Source organism: Streptomyces sp. NPDC002773, assembly GCF_040295605.1.
Taxonomy (GTDB): Bacteria; Actinomycetota; Actinomycetes; order Streptomycetales; family Streptomycetaceae; genus Streptomyces.
Genome location: NZ_JBEOVO010000008.1, coordinates 65,525 through 83,667 on the forward strand (window position 1 = coordinate 65,525; position 18,143 = coordinate 83,667).

The window sequence follows — 18,143 nt, forward strand, 5'->3', positions numbered from 1 at the left end:
TCACCAGGTGACCGGGAGGGTCTCTGGACCGCGGATGAGGGCTCCGCGCTGCCAGCGGAGCTGGTCATCCGGCACGGCGAGCCGCAGGTCGGGGAAGCGGGTCCACAGGGAGTCGACGAGGATCTCCGACTCGATGCGGGCGAGCGCGGAACCCGGGCAGTAGTGGGGGCCGTGTCCGAAGGCGACGTGCGGGTTGTAGCCGCGGTCGAAGTCGAGGCGTTCGGGGTCGGGGAAGACGTCGGGGTCGCGGTTGGCGGTCAGGTAGGAGACGTAGACGGGGTCGCCGGCCGGGATGGTGATCCCGCCGACCTCGACGTCCTCCAGGGCGATCCGGGAGAGGCCGACGGCGTTGCGGTGCGGGATGTAGCGGAGGAGCTCGTCGACGGCCTGCGGGATCAGTTCGGGTTCCGCGCGCAGCCGGGCGAGGTGCTCGGGGTGGGTGAGCAGCGCGTACACCATGTTGGCGCTGTTGTTGCGGACGGCGTGGGCGCCGCCGATCTGGATGAGGACGGCGAGTCCGACGGCCTCGGTCTCGGTGAGGGTCTCGTCGTCGACGGCGTCGGCGAGGACGGCGGCGAGGGTCTCCTTGCCGGTGCCGTGGTTGCGGCCGACGAGCTCGGTGAAGTAGCGGCCCATGTCGGCCTTGGCCTGCTCGCTGGCCTCCCGGCCTGCGGCGGCGGAGATGATGGTGTCGGACCAGCGGGCCATCAACGGCTGGTCGCCCTCGGGCACTCCCATGAGTTCGCTGACCATGGCGAGAGGGAAGGGCCGGTTGACAAGCTCCATGAGGTCGGCGGGCGCGCCGTGCTCCTCGACCCGGTCCAGGAGCCGGTCCATGACGTCCTGGGCGTGGTCGCGCAGGGCGCCGAGCGCGCGGGCGCTGAAGGCACGGGCGACGACGCGTCGCATCCGGGTGTGGTCCGGCGGGTCGGCGAAGCCGACGGCGCCTTCCATCGGGATGAAGTGGGGGGCGACGCGGGTGATGGAGCGACCCCAGACGGCCTGGCGGCTGAAGCGGGAGTCGACGGAGACGAACTTGACGTCCTCGTACCGGGTGACGAGCCAGGCGTGCCCTTCGCCGTGCGGCAGCCGGACCCGGGTGACGGGGTCCTCGTGCAGCAGCTTGGCGAGCAGCGGGTCGAAGTCGAGGCCGGTGAGGTCGGGCACGGCCCAGAAGTGGACCTGGGGGGTGTCGGCGTCGGTGGCCGTGGTGGCGGTCACGGAGCCGCCGTCCCCTCGGGGGCGGTGACGGTGGCGGTCGCGGTGGCGGCGGCGACGGCGACGGTGGGAAGGTGCGGGTCGGGCATGACGTTCACTTTCGTCCGGGCACGCGGGCGGGCCGCCGTCCGGAACCGGGGCGGCGGAGCCGGGCGGCGGAACCGAGACCGGGCGGACCTCGGCTGATCCACCCTTCCCCGCGCCGGACGCACGCCGTGCCGGGGCCGCCGGAAAGACACCCCAAGGTGTGATGACCGGCCCGCACCCGGCCGTGCCGGGAAAAGTTCCGCAGCCCCCTTGCCAAGCCCCCGGTCCCTGCGGTTTTACTGGCCCGGAACGCATCTACCGAATGATCGGTCGTCCGTTTTACGAGCGGGACCGTGGAGGAGTGGCGCGATGAGGGACCTGCTGGACAGTGGCGAGCGGCTCGGACGCGAGGAGCTGGCGGCGCTCCAGCTGGAGCGGTTGCGCGCGAGCCTGCGGCACGCGTACGAGAACGTGGACTTCTACCGGCGCTCCTTCGACGCGGCCGGGGTGGCCCCGGACGACTGCCGGACGCTCGCGGACCTGGCCCGCTTCCCCTTCACCGCCAAGACGGACCTGCGCGACCACTACCCCTTCGGCATGTTCGCCGTCGACCAGTCCCGGATCCGGCGCGTCCACGCCTCCAGCGGCACCACCGGCCGGCCGACCGTCGTCGGATACACCGACGGCGACCTCGACATGTGGGCCGACGTGGTCGCCCGTTCCCTGCGCGCCGCCGGGGCCCGCCCCGGCCACAAGGTCCATGTGGCGTACGGATACGGCCTGTTCACCGGCGGACTCGGCGCCCACTACGGCGCGGAGCGCCTCGGGTGCACGGTGATCCCCGCCTCGGGCGGTATGACGGCCCGGCAGGTGCAGCTGATCCAGGACTTCCGCCCCGAGATCATCATGGTGACCCCCTCGTACATGCTGACGCTGCTCGACGAGTTCGAGCGGCAGGGCGTCGACCCGCGCTCGACCTCCCTGAAGGTGGGCGTCTTCGGCGCCGAGCCGTGGACGGAGGCGATGCGGAAGGAGATCGAGGAGGCCTTCGCAATCGACGCCGTCGACATATACGGCCTTTCGGAGGTCATCGGCCCGGGCGTGGCTCAGGAGTGCGTGGAGACCAAGGACGGTCTGCACATCTGGGAGGACCACTTCTACCCGGAGATCGTGGACCCGTTCACGGGCGAGGTGCTGCCGGACGGGGAGGAGGGGGAGCTGGTCTTCACCTCGCTCACCAAGGAGGCCATGCCGATCGTCCGCTACCGGACCCGCGATCTGACCCGTCTGCTACCGGGGACCGCGCGGGTGTTCCGGCGGATGGAGAAGGTCACGGGCCGCAGCGACGACATGATCATCCTGCGCGGGGTGAACCTCTTCCCCACCCAGATCGAGGAGATCGTCCTCCGCACCCCGGCCGTGGCCCCGCACTTCCAGCTGCGGCTGACCCGCGAGGGCCGGCTCGACGCCCTGACGGTCCGCGCCGAGGCCCGCGCGGGAGCGACGGCCGATGAGCGCGCCGAGGCGGCCCGGGCGATCGCGTCGGCGGTCAAGGACGGCATCGGGGTCTCGGTCGGGGTCGAGGTGGTCGACCCGGAGACGCTGGAGCGCTCGGTGGGCAAGATCAAGCGGATCGTGGACCTGCGGACGTCGGACTAGGGCCTGCCCGGCGGATGGGGGCTCGGCCCCGGCCCCGATCCGCCGGAAGGGCGTCGGAGCGGGGGCTCGGCCTCACCACCGGTCGGCGGTCTCGCGGGGGTCGTCGGCTCGAACCAGCCGCTGTCCGTGAGTTCCGTGGCCGTCAGGCGGGCGACTGTGTCCACGGGCTCCTCCCAGGCCGTGTCCGCGGCGGCGCGTGCGAGTTCGGCGTCGTACTCGGCCGCGTCGAACCGGACCTCCGCGGGCACGGGCACCCGGGTCTCGCTCGTGTTCCGCAAGGAGGACCACACCACGCGGTCACCCTCGCGGCGGATCGTGACGAAGACGCCACCGCAGCAGCCGGTGTGGCAGTTGTTGTGGGACAGCTCGACCTCGCGCGGTTCCTCCGGCGCCGACAGCGGCCATTCCCCAGGCGGACGGACCCAGTCCCGGGCCGAGCAGCTCGACACCCCGTCGGGGTGGATCTCCGCGAGCACGTCCCTGCCGTCGACGAGGGGACGCACCTCCGCTCAGGGCTCGATCGCGTACGGGCCCGGCGGCACATGGCGGAGGGCGAGTGTGCTGAGGCGTACGGGGATGTCCACGCCTCCATCATCGTCCCGACGGAGGCGGCCGCGGGTATCGGATATCGAGGGTGCTGAGCTGCTGCTCCGCAGGTCGGTGAGATGTCTCAGGCCTCCGCGTACCGTTCCCGGAGTTCGCGCTTGAGGATCTTGCCGCTGGCGTTGCGGGGCAGCTCGGGGGTGAAGTGGATGCGCTTCGGGGCCTTGAAGTGGGCGAGCTTCTCCCGTGCGTGGGTGAGGAGTTCGGTCTCGGTGACCTCGCCGTGCGGGACGACCACGGCCGTGACCGCCTCGATCCAGCGGTCGTCGGGGAGGCCGATCACGGCCACCTCGGCGACGCCGGGGTGGGTGTAGAGCGCGTCCTCGACCTGGCGCGAGGCGACCAGGACGCCGCCGGAGTTGATGACGTCCTTCACCCGGTCGACGATCGTGTAGTAGCCCTCGGCGTCGCGGACGGCGAGGTCGCCCGAGTGGAACCAGCCGCCGCGGAAGGCCGCCTTGGTCTCGTCGGGCTTGCGCCAGTAGCCGTCGCACAGTTGCGGCGAGCGGTAGACGATCTCGCCGGGGGTGCCGTCGGGCACGTCCTTGCCGTGTTCGTCGACGACCCGGGCCTCTACGTGGCGGACCGGACGGCCGCACGAGTCCATCCGGCCCTCGTGCTCGTCGGGGCCGAGGACGGTGGCGAGCGGGCCGATCTCGGACTGGCCGAAGCAGTTGTAGAAGGCGAGGTCGGGCAGCCGGGCGCGCAGCCGCTCCAGGACGGGCACGGGCATGATCGAGGCGCCGTAATAGGCCTTGCGGAGGGCCGACAGGTCGCGCGTCGCGAAGTCGGGGTGGTTGGCGAGGCCGATCCAGACCGTCGGTGGGGCGAAGAGGCTGTCGGCGCGGCCCGCCTCGATCAGGTCGAACAGGACGGCGGGATCGGGTCCGTCGATGATCGTGTTCTCGGCGCCGACGGCGAGGTACGGCAGCAGGAAGACGTGCGTCTGCGCCGAGTGGTAGAGCGGCAGCGCGTGCACCGGCCGGTCGTCCTCGTGCAGGTCGAGGGCCTCGATCGCGCTCGCGTACTCGTGGACGAGGGCCCGGTGGGTCATCATCGCGCCCTTGGGCTGGGCGGTCGTGCCCGAGGTGTAGAGCAGCTGGACGTACTCCCGGGCGTCGCGGTCCGTGTCGTACGTCTCCGGTGCGGCGAGCGCGTCGAGGAGTGAACCGGGCGCGTCCCGCAGCGTCTTGACGGCGAATCCGTCCGGTACGCGCTCCGCGAGGGCGGGGTCGGCGAGGACGAGCGAGGTGTCCGACTGCTCCAGGAGGTAGCTGAGGTCGTCCCCGGTCAGGTGGTGGTTGACCGGCACATGGATCAGGCCCGCCCGCGAGCAGGCGAGGAACGCGATCAGGTACGCGTCCGAGTTGAGGCCGTAGGTCGCGACCCGCGCCGTCTCGGGCAGCCCGAGGTGGTGCGGCTCCCGCAGGACTGCGGCGGCGGTGGAGACGGCCTCGTCCAGCTCGGCGTACGTCCAGGTCCGGTCGGCGTAGCGGACGGCGAGCCGGTCGGGGACGCGCTGGGCGCTCTTGCGCAGGACACCGTCGACGGCGCGGCTGAGGAGTCGATCCATGCGGTGATCCTCGGCGCGTACCGGGCGGAAGGTCAAGTACCGGGAGGCGGGTCGTACCCGCCTGGACCTCGGATACCGAACGGGATGTTGACAAGGGGGCGGGTGGCTGCGTGCATGGTGCAACCCACAGTGTCCATCCGTCCGTTGGGAGACACCTTGCATCTCCGCACCCGACTGAAACACCTGGCACTCACCGGCGCCGCCCTGGCCGTCGTCACCGCGTCGCTGCCGGGCGCGGCGGTCGCCGACTCCGGTGACGGCTCCGGTGGCCGGGGCCACCATCCGTCCGACCGGGGCCTGTCGGCCGTCATCCGGTACACCGAGTACGGCGTTCCGCACATCGTGGCCGGGGACTACGCGAACCTCGGCTTCGGGACGGGTTGGGCGCAGGCCGCCGACCAGGTCTGCACGCTCGCGGACGGCTTCCTGACCGTGAACGGGGAACGCTCCCGGCACTTCGGCCCGGACGCCGCCACGGACGGTTCACTGTCCTCCGCCGCCACGAACCTCTCCAGCGACCTGTACTTCCGCGGGGTGAAGGACGCGGGGACGGTGGAGGAGCTGCTCGCGACCCCGGCGCCGGCCGGGCCGAGCCGCGACCTCAAGGAGCTCATGCGCGGCTGGGCCGCGGGCTACAACGCCTGGCTGCGGAAGAACCGGATAGCGGACCCCGCCTGCGCGGGGGCCGACTGGGTCCGCCCGGTGTCCGCGCTCGACGTGGCCCGGCGCGGCTTCGCCGTCTCGGTGCTCGGCGGACAGGGCCGGGCCGTCGACGGCATCACCGCCGCCCGCCCGCCGGCCGCAGCCCCGGGGGCGCCCGTCCAGGTGCCCGACCCGGAGCGTACGGCCACGGCCGCTCGGGAGCTGTTCGCCGCCGAGAACGCCACCATGGGCTCCAACGCCGTCGCCTTCTCGGGCGCCACCACGGCGAACGGGCGCGGGCTGCTCCTGGGCAACCCGCACTATCCGTGGCAGGGCGGCCGGCGTTTCTGGCAGTCGCAGCAGACCATCCCGGGCGAGCTGAACGTCTCGGGCGCCTCGCTCCTCGGGACGACCGTCGTGAACATCGGCTTCAACGACAAGGTGGCCTGGAGCCACACCGTCGCCACCGGGGTGCCGCTCAACCTGCACCAGCTGACGCTCTCGCCCGGTGACCCGACCTCGTACCTCGTGGACGGCCGACCGGAGCGGATGACCCCACGTCAGGTGACCGTGCCGGTCAAGGACGGCGCGCCCGTCACCCGTACCCAGTGGTGGACCCGGTACGGCCCGGTCGTCGGCGGCCTCGGCCCGCAGCTCCCGCTGCCGTGGACGACGACCACGGCGTACGCGCTCCACGACCCCAACGCGGTCAACCTGCGGGGCTCCGACACCGCACTCGGCTTCGGAAAGGCCCGGTCCACGCAGGACATCGCCGACACCCTGCGCCGTACGCAGGGGCTGCCGTGGGTCAACACGATCGCGGCCGACTCGGCCGGGCACTCCTACTTCAGCCAGTCCCAGGTGCTCCCCCGGATCACCGACGAACTGGCAGCCCGCTGCTCCACCCCCCTCGGCCGGGCCACCTACCCGTCCTCGGGTGTCGCGGTCCTCGACGGTTCGCGGTCGGACTGCGCGCTCGGCTCCGACCCGGACGCGGTGCAGCCGGGGGTCTTCGGCCCGGCGCGGATGCCGGTGCTGCGGGACACCCCGTACGTGGGGAACTCCAACGACAGCGCCTGGCTGACCAACGCCGACCGGCCGCTGACCGGCTACGAGCGGATCTTCGGGACCGTCGCCACTCCGCGCTCGCTGCGGACCCGGGGCGGTGTCGAGGACGTGGCGGCGATGGCCGGGCGCGGCGGTCTGACGGTGGCCGACCTCCAGCGCCAGCAGTTCGCGAACCGGGCGCCGGCCGGTGACATGGCGGCCGCCGACGCGGCGAAGGCCTGCGCGTCCACCCTGCCCTCCGACCCGGAGGTCTGCCGGGTGATCGGCGCCTGGGACCGGACGGTGGACACGGACAGCCGGGGCGCGTTGCTCTTCGACCGGTTCTGGCGGAAGTTCACCGCCGCGGTGAAGCCGGCCGACCAGTGGAAGGTGCCGTTCTCGCCGGCCGACCCGGTCCGTACCCCGCACACCCTGAACACGGCGGCACCCGGTTTCGCGAAGGCGCTGACGGACGCGGCCGCGGAGCTGCGGGCCGCCGGGATCCCGCTGGACGCGCCGCTGGGAGCGCACCAGTTCGTCGTACGGAACGGGCAGCGGATCCCGGTGAGCGGCGGCACGGAGTCGCTCGGCGTCTGGAACAAGACCGAGGCCGTGTGGGACGCGGCGGGCGGCGGCTATGTGGAGGTCGCGCACGGCACCAGTCATGTGCAGGCGGTGGGCTGGGACGGCGGCCGGTGTCCGGTGGCCCGCACCCTGCTCGCGTACTCCCAGTCGTCGAACCCGGGGTCGCCGTACTACAGCGACCAGACCCGGCTGTACGCGGGCGAGCGCTGGGTGACCTCCCGGTTCTGCGAGAAGGACATCCTGCGCTCGCCGGCGCTGCGGGTGGTGGTCGTCAGGGGCTGAACGACAGGAAGACGAAGGCGGCGAAGATCGAGAGATGGACGCCGCCCTGGAGGAGGGTGGCGCGTCCGGGCACCACGGTCAGGGCGCTCACCACGCCGGTGAGGACGAGCAGGACCATGTGGAGCGGGCCGAGCCCGAGCACGAGGGGCCCGGACAGCCAGATCGAGGCGAGCGCGATCGCCGGAATCGTCAGTCCGATGCTGGCGATCGCGGAGCCGTAGGCGAGGTTGAGGCTGGTCTGCATACGGTCCCGGCGGGCCGCGCGGACGGCGGCGAGGGTCTCGGGCAGCAGCACCATCAGGGCGATGACGACACCGACGACCGCCTTGGGCAGGCCCGCCGACTCCACGCCGTCCTCGATCGTGGGCGAGATCAGCTTCGCGAGTCCGACGACGGCGACGAGGGCGAGGAGGAGCAGGCCGAGGCTGGTCCAGGCGTCGCGCTTGGTGGGCGGGTCCGCGTGCTCCTCCGCCGAGTCCTGGCCCGGACGCGGCACGGGCAGGAAGTAGTCCCGGTGCCGCACGGTCTGGACGCCGACGAACACGCCGTACAGGCAGAGCGAGGCGACGGCGGCGAAGGCGAGTTGGGCGGTGGAGAACTCGGGGCCTGCGTGGCTGGTGGTGAAGGACGGCAGGACCAGCGTCATCGTGGCCAGGGTGCAGACGGTGGCGAGTGCGCCGCCGGACCCCTCGGCGTTGAAGACCGCAACGCGGTTGCGGAGCGCGCCGACGAGGAGGGACAGGCCGACGATGCCGTTGCAGGTGATCATGACGGCGGCGAAGACGGTGTCGCGCGCGTAGGTCGAGGTCTTCTCACCGCCACCGGCCATCAGCGTGACGATGAGCCCCACCTCGATGATGGTGACGGCCACGGCGAGGACGAGCGATCCGTAGGGTTCGCCGACACGGTGGGCGATGACCTCGGCGTGGTGGACCGCGGCGAGGACGGCGGCGATCAGGCAGAGCGCGATGAGCCCGACGGCAAAGCCCGGCAGGTCGCGCCCCCAGGCCGCGCCAAGCGCAAGCGCCGCCACCACCGGCCCCCAGGTGGTCCACTGCCGTGTCAATGACGCCGTACTCGAACTCATGATCCGCATCCTGCCACAAAGGGGCTTTCGACCGTTTCGTACGGCGGGCGCGGTCGGTGGGAGGAACAGGTGATTGAGTTCCGGCCTGGCGGCCGCCCGCCCCGGCGTCGGGACGTTCGGAGGGGCGCAGCTGCTCCCGTGCCGGCCCCGTGGGCCTTCGGCCTGCTAGAGGAGCCGTTCCCGGCCCTCCCAGTACGGGTCGCGGAGACGGCGCTTGTACAGCTTGCCGTTGGGGTCGCGGGGCATGGTGGGGACGAAGTCGACCGACTTGGGGCGTTTGAAGCCGGCGAGGCGGTCGGCGCAGTGGGCCAGGATCTCGGTGGCGAGCGCCGGGCCGGGCTCGTGTCCCTCGGCCGCCTCGACGACGGCCTTGACCTCCTCGCCCCATTCGGCGTGCGGGATGCCGAAGGCGGCGGCGTCCGCGACGGCGGGGTGGGCGAGGAGCGCGGCCTCGATCTCGGCGGGGTAGATGTTGACCCCGCCGGAGATGATCATGTCGATCTTGCGGTCGCGGAGGAAGAGATAGCCGTCCTCGTCGAGGGTCCCGAGGTCGCCCACGGTGAAGAAGTCGCCGATGCGGTTCTTGGCCGTCTTGGCCTCGTCCTTGTGGTACTGGAAGCCGCCGGTGTTCATCTTCAGGTAGACGGTGCCGAGTTCGCCGGCCGGCAGTCGTACCCCGTCGTCGTCGAAGACGGCGAGTTCGCTGATGGGCCAGGCCCTGCCGACCGTGCCGGGCTTCTTCAGCCACTCCTCGGCGGTCGCGAAGGCGCCACCGCCCTCGCTGGCGGCGTAGTACTCCTCGACGCACCGGCCCCACCAGTCGATCATCGCCCGTTTCACGTGCTCGGGGCAGGGTGCGGCGCCGTGGATGGCGTGGCGCATCGAGGAGACGTCGTACCGCTCCCGTACCTCCTCGGGGAGGGCGAGGAGCCGGTGGAACTGGGTGGGGACCATATGGGTGTGGGTGCAGGCGTACCGGTCGATCAGGCGGAGCATCTCCTCGGGCGTCCACCGGTCCATGAGGACGAGGGGATGCCCGATGTGCAGGGCCGCCGAGGCGAACTGGAGGACCGCGGTGTGGTAGAGCGGTGAGCAGACGAGGTGGACGTTTCCGTCGTGCGGCCGGATGCCGAAGATGCCGAGGAAGCCGCCGAGAGGGGTCTCCTCGGGGAGTCTGCCGGGGAGCGGGCGGCGGATGCCGCGGGGGCGGCCCGTGGTGCCGGAGGTGTAGTTCATGACCCAGCCGAGGGTGCGGTCGCCGGGTGGGGATCCGTCCTGGCCTTCGAGCAGTTCGGCGTACGGGCGGAAGCCGGGCACCGTCCCGACGGCGTACCGGTGGATGGCGGCGAGACCGGCCTCGTCGGCGGCGAGGGTCACGGCCTCGGCGAACCGTTCGTGGGCGAGGAGGACCTTGGCGCCGGAGTCGGCGACGATCCAGGCGATCTCGGGGCCGACGAAGTGGTGGTTGACGGGGACGAGGTAGAACCCGGCCTGGGTGGCGGCGAGATGGGCGGCGAAGAACTCGGGGCCGTTGGGCAGGACGACGGCGAAGGCGTCGCCGCGTTCGAGCCCGGCGGCGCGCAGCCCGTGGACGAGCCGGTTGGCCTCGGTGTGCAGCCGGCCGGCGGTCCACTCCTCGCCGTCGGGTGCGACGAGGACCGTACGGCCGGGGTCGGCGGCGGCCTGGGACCAGAAACCGGTGGGACTCTGATTCACCGTGCGCTCCGTCCGGCTATACGGTTGATGCGGGTGACGGCCTTCTCGAAGCCGCGGGTGAGCTCGTCGACGACCTGCTGGACGCTGCGCTCGGAGTTCATCCGGCCGACGATCTGCCCGACCGGGGTGCCGAGGAGCGGCTCGACCTCGTACCGCTGGATACGGGAGACGGCCTCGGCGACGAGGAGTCCCTGGAGCGGCATGGGGAGCGTGCCGGGCCCCGACGGGTCGTCCCAGGCGTCGGTCCATTCGGTGCGGAGCTGCCGGGCTGGCTTGCCGGTCAGGGCGCGGGAGCGGACGGTGTCGCCGGAGCCCGCGGCGAGGAGCTTGGCCGTGAGGGCGCGGGAGTGCAGCTCGGCCTCGGTGGTGGTGAGCCAGATCGAGCCGAGCCAGACGCCCTGGGCGCCGAGGGCGAGTCCGGCGGCGATCTGCTCGCCGCTGCCGATGCCGCCGGCGGCGAGGACGGGCAGCGGGGACACGGCGTCGACGACCTCGGGGGTGAGGACCATGGACGCGATCTCGCCGGTGTGGCCGCCCGCCTCGTACCCCTGGGCGACGACGATGTCGATGCCGGCTTCGGCGTGGTGGCGGGCGTGGCGGGCGCTGCCGGCGAGGGCGGCGACGAGCACGCCGTGGTCGTGGGCGCGGGCGACGACGTCGGGGGGCGGCGAGCCGAGGGCGTTGGCGAGGAGTTTGATCGGGTAGTCGAAGGCCACGTCGAGCTGGTTGCGGGCGACCTGCTCCATCCAGCCGGTGATGCGCCAGCCGGAGGCCTCGCCCTCGGCGAGTTCCGGCACGCCGTGCTTGGCGAGGGTGGCGCGGACGAACGCCCGGTGCTCCTCCGGGATCATGGCCTCGACGTCGGCCTCGGTCAGGGTTCCCTTGTCCGGGGCTTCCACCTTCTTGGCGGGCATCACGACGTCGAGGCCGTAGGGCAGCCCGTCGGTGTGTGCCTGCATCCAGTCGAGGTCGCGGGCGAGCTCGTCGGGGTCGGTGTAGCGGACGGCGCCGAGGACGCCGAACCCGCCGGCTCTGGTGAGTGCGGCGGCCACCGCCGGGAAGGGCGTGAAGCCGAAGATGGCGTGCTCGATGCCCAGGGTGCGACTCAGCTCCGTCTTCATGGGCGGCAGGATGCCGCAGCGGCGCGCCGGAGGGAAGAGGTTTTCTGATGCCTCGTCAGATTCTTTGGAGGCGGCACGTCGGTACGCGGGTGCCGTCGCGGCCGGGCGTGAGGGAGGGTGGGCTCGGCGGAGGAGACGACGAGAGGGCGGGTCGACCGTGACGGGCGGAGCCGGTGGGGCCGAGCGGCGGAGCACCTTGCGGCAGGGGTCGGCCGAGCAGGCCGGGCTGCTCTCCGTACACCTGGACGCGCTGGTCGCGGAGGCCGGGAAGTTTCTCGCCCCCTCCCCCGCGCACCCCTGGTACGCGGGTGCCGTGCTGCTCGCCGGGCGGGGCGGGACCGTCGCCCTGCACCGGGCGATCGGTTCGGCCGTGCGGTACACGGCCTACGACGAGACGACGGACACCGGGGTCGAACCGCCGCCGGAGTGCCGGATCCCCATGGCGGAGGAGACCGTATTCGATCTGGCGTCGGTCACCAAGCTGTTCACCGCGGTCCTGGCGGTGCAGCAGGTCGAGCGCGGGGCGCTGGAACTGGAGGAGCGGGTCGCCGCTTACCTGCCGGAGTTCGGCGGTGGTGGGAAGCGGAAGGTCACGGTCCGTCATCTGCTCACCCACACGTCCGGGTTGCGGTCGTGGCTGCCGCTGTTCCGGGAGCCGACGCGGGAGGGGAAGCTGCGGCTGCTGTGGGACGAGGTGCCGGCGCACCCGCCGGGGAGCGCGTACCTCTACTCGGATCTGAACCTGATCGCGCTCCAGCTGGTTCTGGAGGAGATCACCGGTCGCGGTCTTGATGCCCTGCTCCACGACCAGATCACCGCTCCGCTCGGGATGCACCGCACTCGTTTCAATCCACCGCTCTCCTGGCGGCCGACGATCGCCGCCACCGAGGACGCACGGCCCCCGTGGTCCGGCCTCGACCGCGGCCTGGTGTGGGGCGAGGTCCACGACGAGAACGCCCACGCCCTGGGCGGGGTCGCGGGCCACGCCGGGATCTTCTCCCGCGCCTGGGACCTCGCGATCCTCGCCCGTACCCTGCTCGACGGAGGGGTGTACGGCGGGGCCCGTATCCTCTCCCCCGCCTCGGTGGAGCTGATGTTCACCGACTTCAACAGCGCCTTCCCCGGTGCCGGCCACGGTCTCGGCTTCGAGCTGGACCAGCGCTGGTACATGGGCGCGATGGCCACTCCCCGTACGGCCGGACACACCGGCTTCACCGGTACGAGCGTGGTCCTGGACCCGACGACCGACACGTTCCTGATCGTCCTCGGCAACTCCGTGCACCCGGTCCGCTCCTGGCGCTCGGGCTCCGCCCCGCGCGTGGCCCTCGCCGACCGGCTGGCCAGGGCCGTGCCCGTACGGCCGGCCCGGAACCGTACGGCCTGGTTCTCCGGCATGGAGTGCGGCAGCACCGGCACGCTCACCCTGCCGCCGGTGCCGGGTGCGGCACGGTTCGAGTGCGCCCTGTGGTGGGACACCGCGCCGGGCGCCGACCTCGCCCTCGAGGCCTCCGGGGACGGCGGGGCGACCTGGCGGCCGGTGCCCTTCACCACCGACGGGCGCACCGAGCACCCGGCGGGTACGGTCGGCGGCTGGTCCGGACGCGTCTGGCACACGGTGTCCGCGCCGCTGCCCGGGACGGACGGACGCGTGCGCTGGCGGCACGCCGCGGGCCTGCGGTACGTGGGGAGGGGCGTGTACGTGGATGAGCTGCGGGTTCTCGACGGGGCGGGGCGCCCGGTGTTCGACGAGGCCCGGCCGGAGGACGGGGCGCGGATCGAAGCGAACGGCTGGAGTAGATCAGCGGATTGAGCCCATCGGGCGAACCGTCAGTACGGAGCGCGTACAAGTGATCACATGAGGTACCGTCCCCGGCGGACGGCACGACCGCCTCCAGGCCCGGCCGCTCCCCCGCCCCTCACCGCTCACCCTCGCCGCCTCCCTTGCCCTTCGCCTTCGTAACGAGGTGTTCCTTCGTGTCGTCCCTGTCCGAGCGCCGTCCACCGGGCGCGCGCCGCTTCGCACGGTCCGCGTGGCTGTGCGCGCTCTCCCTCGCCGTCCTCGCCGCGGCCCTCCTCGCCGTCACGCCGTCGACGCGCGCGACCGCCTCCACGGCACCCACCTCCTCCACCGCGTCGCTCACGACTCAGGTGCTCAACACACCGTTCAAAGCGCGCGAGAACTATTTCTGCACGCGGATTCCCGCCGTCGTCACCAGCACGGGCGGCGTCCTCCTCGCCTTCGCCGAGGGCCGGACGCGGCTGACGACGACCGGCTGCCACGACGTCGGCGACAACGACATCGTGCTCAGGAGGTCCCTCGACGGCGGTGCGCACTGGGAGGAGCTCCAGGTCGTCGTCGGCGCGGGCGACGCCCTCGCGCACGGCAACCCCGCCCCTGTCGTGGACGCCGCCACCGGGCGGATCACCCTGCTGTACTCCAGCAGCGACTGGAACCGTGACGCGGCCAAGCCCAAGCGCGAGGGCTTCCCCCGCGCCGTCCACGCCGTCCACAGCACGGACGGCGGACTGACCTGGTCCCCCAGCGTCGCACTGCCGCAGCTGAAGGCCCCGGGATGGGGCTGGGTGTCCACCGGCCCCGGCCACGGCATCCAACTCGAACGCGGGCCGTACAAGGGCCGCCTCATCGTGCCCGGCGACCACACGGCGGGCGGCGACACGACCGGGGGCGGCCAGCTGTACTACAGCGACGACGGCGGCCTGACCTGGAAGCTCGGCGCCACCGCCACCGTGAGCAAGGCCGGCGCGTACCCGGGCGAGCTGACGGTCGCCCAGACCACCGACGGCGCCGTGTACGTCAACGCGCGCAACTCGGAGCCCACCCGCTGCGCCACCAACGAGCACCGGCTGAAGACCACGAGCGCCGACGGCGGCGCCTCCTTCGCCGCGCCGTTCACCCCCGTGGCCAACCTGGACACCTCCCCGACGTTCGGCTCACTGCTGCGGCTGCACGCGCAGGACATCGACGGCAAGCCCGACCGCCTGCTCTACTCGGGGCCCTCGCGGCTCGGCCCGAACCCGCTGGAGGACCGGCGTGAACTGGCGGTCCGCTCCTCGTACGACGAGGGCAGGACCTGGAAGACCGTCGGCACCCTGGTCTCGGCGGCCCGCACCGGCTATTCCGATCTGACGGTGCTGCCGGACGGTTCCCTCGGCATCCTGTACGAGACGGCCGGAAACATCCCGCACGGCAACCTCGTCTTCGCGGCCTTCACCGAGAAGGACATGGACGCCGCCGCGACCGAGCTGCGCCGCCCCCGTACCGCCGACACCCGCGTGCGGGCACCCGGCGAGGCCGGCAACCACGCCGTCATCCACGGCGGGGCGGTCCTCGGTACGCGCTTCAGCGGCAAGGCCATGGAGTTCGACGGTACGGACGACTACCTGCGCCTCGTCTGCTCGCCGTCCCTCCGGGTCGGCGACCAGGACTTCACCGTCACGGCGTGGTTCCGGCACTCGGCCACCACCGGCACGCTGCCGATCGTGTGGGCGTACGGGATGCCGGGCACCGACCCGCTGAAGAAGGGCCGGCACTTCTCGGTCCGGGCCGAACCCGGAACGGGCGGCGTGCTGCGCGCCACCGTCGGCACGGACATCGGCTCCACCGAGGTGACGCTCCCCTCCTCGTACAACGACGGCTCATGGCACCACGTCGTGTTCACCCGCGAAGGCCTGACCCTCGGCCTCTCGGTGGACGGGGGCGCTCCGGCCACCGCCGTCATGCCGCAGGGGACGACGGCGGCGGACAGGAACGTCACCCCCGCCGCCGAGTTCAACATCCACATCGGCGCCCGGCCCGACTTCCCCAACCAGCCGCCCGGGGTGGCGCAGCTCTTCCGCGGCACCCTGGACGACGTACGGCTCTTCCGGGGCGCGCTGACCCCGGAGGAGGCCGCCCTGGTGAAGAGCGGCTCGCTCGACGTGGCCACCGAGGACGAACGTCTCCGGCTCGGCTTCTCCACCATCTGGTAGAGCCGCTGGCCCTCGGGGCAGGACCGGCCGGTCACCGGGCCGACCCCGCTGTTCGTTCAGCGCAGGGCGAGGGCGACGATCTGGGTGACCGCGTCCTTGTCGAAGTTGTCGTCGCTGACGAGGATCAACGTCCGCTCGCCGGACGGCAGGACCGGTCCCCAGGTCATGCCCTCGGTGTTGTCGACGGTGGACAGCCCGAGGGTGTGGAAGTCCGCGACGAGCTTCTTGCGCATCGGGACGACGCGCTGTCCTGCCAGGGCGTCCACCGCCCGTACGTCGGTGGCGCCCCGTGTGGTGGCGTCGTACAGGCGGATCTTGTATCCGGAGCCGGCGACCCAGGTCCGTTCGAGCACGAGGTAGCGGTCGGGGTCGTCGGGGAAGGCGAGGAGGGACGGAACGCCGGTGTCGGGGCCCCAGGGGCTGTCCGGGTCGGACTCGGCGAAGATCTTCTCGATGGGGTACGCGAACTGTCCGAGCACCCGGCCGCCGCGGGTCTGCTGGGTGACGCGGACGAGCGCGCCGTGCGTCAGGTCCGGCACCGGGCCGTCCTGGAGCAGCGGGCCCTCGACCGCGCTGGTGACCATCTTGCCCCGGGCTCCGAAGGTGAGTGCCTCGACGGCCTGGTTCCGGCGCGGTCCGCGGTCCGCCGTGATCGTGTAGTTCTCCGGCAGGCGCAGGCTGCCGCGGTGGGCGCCGTCCGGGTCGGAGATCTCGATGGACGGCTGGATCACCGGCGGTCCGGTGACTGCGGGCCGGTCGCCCTCCTGCCCCCACCAGTAGCGGCAGTCGAGCGGGTCGACGCGGATCTCCTCCGGGTCGACGGCCTTGCCGTCGCCGAGGGCGGGCGAGGGGTGGACCGATCCGTCCGCCTGGCGGAAGGGCCGGGTTCCGGTGAAGGCGACGGAGTGCACGCCGTCGGCGTCGACGTCCAGCCGCGCGGTGTAGAAGCGCGCGTGCTGGAGGAAGGAGCGGTCGTCGCTGATGAACACGTACTCGCCGGTGCACCGGTCGCGGTCGACGCCGGAGAGGCCGCCGACCGTGGTGCCCAGGAAATCGAACTTGTGCGGGACGATCTTCTCGCCGAGCAGGCGGGCCTGCACCGCGTGCCCCGACTCCGGTCCAGGGCCGCCGGGTTGGGGGGCGGCAGCCGCCACGGGAGCGAGCGTGGACGTCATGAGCAGTGCCGCGGCACAGGCGCGGTAGATCAAGGAGGCACTCATGCCGGTGATCATGGCCCGCCCACCCCCGTCCCACAGTCACCCACACGGGTATTCCTCCCGTGATCGGGCCGCTTCCCCACCTTCTGGACCATCCGTCGGATGATCAGCCCGAGGTGGAGGGGTTCAGCGTTCCAGCCGGTCGAGTACGGCGAGTACCGGCGCGATGCCGTCCTCGGCGGCCAGGCGGTCGGCCAGCGCGCGGGCGCGCTCGCGGTGGGAGGCGTCCGTGGTCGCCCGGCGCAGGGCGCCGGCCAGGGCGCCGGAGGTGAGGCGGCGCAGCGGCACCGCCCCGGGGGCCGTTCCCAGCGCGGTCAGCCGGGACGCCCAGAAGGCGGCGTCGAACTGGACCGGTACGGGCACCGTGGGCACTCCGGCCCGCAGGACGGCGCCGGTCGTGCCCGCGCCCGCGTGGTGGACGACGGCTGCCATCCGGGGGAACAGCAGTGAGTGCGGCACGTCGCCGACGGTCAGGATGTCCTCACTCTCGGCGTTCAGCCCCGCCCAGCCCCGCTGGACGACGCCGCGTACCCCCACCGCCCGCAGGGCGGCGACGATGTCCCGGCTCGCCCGCTCGGGGCCGGGTACGGTGGCGCTCCCCAGGCCGACGAAGACCGGCGGGGGCCCGGCGGCGAGGAAGTCCTCCAGCTCCGGCGAGAGCCGCCCGGTGTCGTGCGGCCACCAGTACCCGGCCACGTCGACCCCGGTGGGCCAGTCCCGGGGGCGGGGGACGACGAGTTCGCTGTAGCCGTGCAGCACCGGGCGTGCCCGGCGGCTCCGGGACCGGCGGCTTCGGGACCGGTCCCCCACTGTGAGGCCGTGGCGCCGCAACGACCGTACGGAACGGGCGAACACCAGCTCCACCGAGGTCATGACGGCGTGTCCGCTCAGCCGGTTCCCCACCGTGCCCAGCGGCCGCGTCCCCAGCATCGGGGCGGGGAACTCGCCGGTGGGGTGCAGCGGTTGCAGGTGCAGGCCCACGGACGGTACCGACAGGCCCTCGGCGATGGCGTCCCCGAGTGGCCCGAGCGCCCCGCCGATCAGCAGGACGTCGGCGTCCCTCGATGCCTCCACCAAGGACCCGGTCAGCTCGTCGGCCACCTCCCGGGCCATGGACACAAGGCGTACCAGCTTGCCCGCACCGGTCCTCGCGCCGTGCAGCCGTCGGCCCCGCTCGGAGTGCAACTCGGCCCGGGGATCCACCGGCAGGGGATGGAAGCGCACCCCCGAACCGGCCACCAGCGGCTCGAACACCGCGTGCGCGGCCAACGTCACCTCGTGCCCGGCCCGTACGAGCCCGGCGCCGAGACCCGTGTACGGCGCGACATCGCCCCGCGACCCCGCCGTCATCATCACGATTCGCACCCGGCCAGTGT

General features: G+C 72.5%; 12 protein-coding genes. 4 read left to right on the forward strand and 8 right to left on the reverse strand.

What is annotated here, in order from left to right:
- Complete coding sequence (locus tag ABT034_RS13130; RefSeq protein WP_351214383.1) at positions 1–1,221, reverse strand: cytochrome P450; 1,221 nt, start codon at positions 1,219–1,221, stop codon at positions 1–3.
- A gap of 393 nt (positions 1,222–1,614) precedes the next feature.
- Here ABT034_RS13130 and paaK point away from each other — a divergent pair, with 393 nt between their 5' ends.
- Positions 1,615–2,904, forward strand: a complete 1,290-nt coding sequence (gene paaK, locus ABT034_RS13135; protein WP_351214385.1) for a phenylacetate--CoA ligase PaaK — start codon at positions 1,615–1,617, stop codon at positions 2,902–2,904.
- Here paaK and ABT034_RS13140 read toward each other — a convergent pair.
- The gene (locus ABT034_RS13140; RefSeq protein WP_351214387.1) at positions 2,901–3,407 is read right to left on the reverse strand and encodes a YccJ family protein; all 507 of its coding nucleotides are present in this window, start codon (positions 3,405–3,407) and stop codon (positions 2,901–2,903) included. The two genes, paaK and ABT034_RS13140, sit on opposite strands and share 4 nt — an antisense overlap.
- A gap of 167 nt (positions 3,408–3,574) precedes the next feature.
- Entirely contained in the window at positions 3,575–5,080 is a 1,506-nt protein-coding gene (locus tag ABT034_RS13145; protein ID WP_351214389.1) for a fatty acyl-CoA synthetase, read from the reverse strand.
- Positions 5,081–5,236: 156 nt separating this feature from the next.
- On the opposite strand from ABT034_RS13145, the gene ABT034_RS13150 reads away from it, so the two are divergent.
- A complete protein-coding gene (locus ABT034_RS13150) occupies positions 5,237–7,636 on the forward strand; it encodes a penicillin acylase family protein (RefSeq protein WP_351214391.1) in 2,400 nt (799 codons plus the stop codon).
- Here ABT034_RS13150 and ABT034_RS13155 read toward each other — a convergent pair.
- From ABT034_RS13155 to ABT034_RS13165, 3 genes are all read right to left on the reverse strand, one after another.
- Entirely contained in the window at positions 7,626–8,723 is a 1,098-nt protein-coding gene (locus ABT034_RS13155; RefSeq protein WP_351214393.1) for a calcium:cation antiporter, read from the reverse strand. The genes ABT034_RS13150 and ABT034_RS13155 overlap by 11 nt on opposite strands.
- A 165-nt stretch (positions 8,724–8,888) precedes the next feature.
- Positions 8,889–10,439 carry an acyl-CoA synthetase gene (locus ABT034_RS13160; RefSeq protein ID WP_351214394.1) on the reverse strand — a complete coding sequence of 517 codons (1,551 nt, stop codon included), beginning with the start codon at positions 10,437–10,439 and terminating at the stop codon, positions 8,889–8,891.
- Complete coding sequence (locus ABT034_RS13165) at positions 10,436–11,560, reverse strand: NAD(P)H-dependent flavin oxidoreductase (protein ID WP_351214396.1); 1,125 nt, start codon at positions 11,558–11,560, stop codon at positions 10,436–10,438. Before ABT034_RS13165 ends, ABT034_RS13160 begins: the two co-directional genes overlap by 4 nt.
- On the opposite strand from ABT034_RS13165, the gene ABT034_RS13170 reads away from it, so the two are divergent.
- Together ABT034_RS13170 and ABT034_RS13175 are read left to right on the forward strand one after the other, a co-directional pair.
- Positions 11,529–13,370, forward strand: a complete 1,842-nt coding sequence (locus ABT034_RS13170; RefSeq protein ID WP_502972902.1) for a serine hydrolase domain-containing protein — start codon at positions 11,529–11,531, stop codon at positions 13,368–13,370. The genes ABT034_RS13165 and ABT034_RS13170 overlap by 32 nt on opposite strands.
- A gap of 164 nt (positions 13,371–13,534) precedes the next feature.
- A complete protein-coding gene (locus ABT034_RS13175) occupies positions 13,535–15,550 on the forward strand; it encodes an exo-alpha-sialidase (protein ID WP_351214400.1) in 2,016 nt (671 codons plus the stop codon).
- 56 nt (positions 15,551–15,606) lie between these two features.
- Here ABT034_RS13175 and ABT034_RS13180 read toward each other — a convergent pair whose 3' ends face one another.
- Both ABT034_RS13180 and ABT034_RS13185 read right to left on the reverse strand, forming a co-directional pair.
- Positions 15,607–16,770, reverse strand: a complete 1,164-nt coding sequence (locus tag ABT034_RS13180; RefSeq protein WP_351214402.1) for an esterase-like activity of phytase family protein — start codon at positions 16,768–16,770, stop codon at positions 15,607–15,609.
- Positions 16,771–16,893: 123 nt separating this feature from the next.
- Positions 16,894–18,117, reverse strand: coding sequence for a glycosyltransferase (locus tag ABT034_RS13185; protein WP_351214664.1), 1,224 nt, complete (start codon positions 18,115–18,117; stop codon positions 16,894–16,896).
- Between the last annotated feature and the right edge of the window lie 26 nt (positions 18,118–18,143).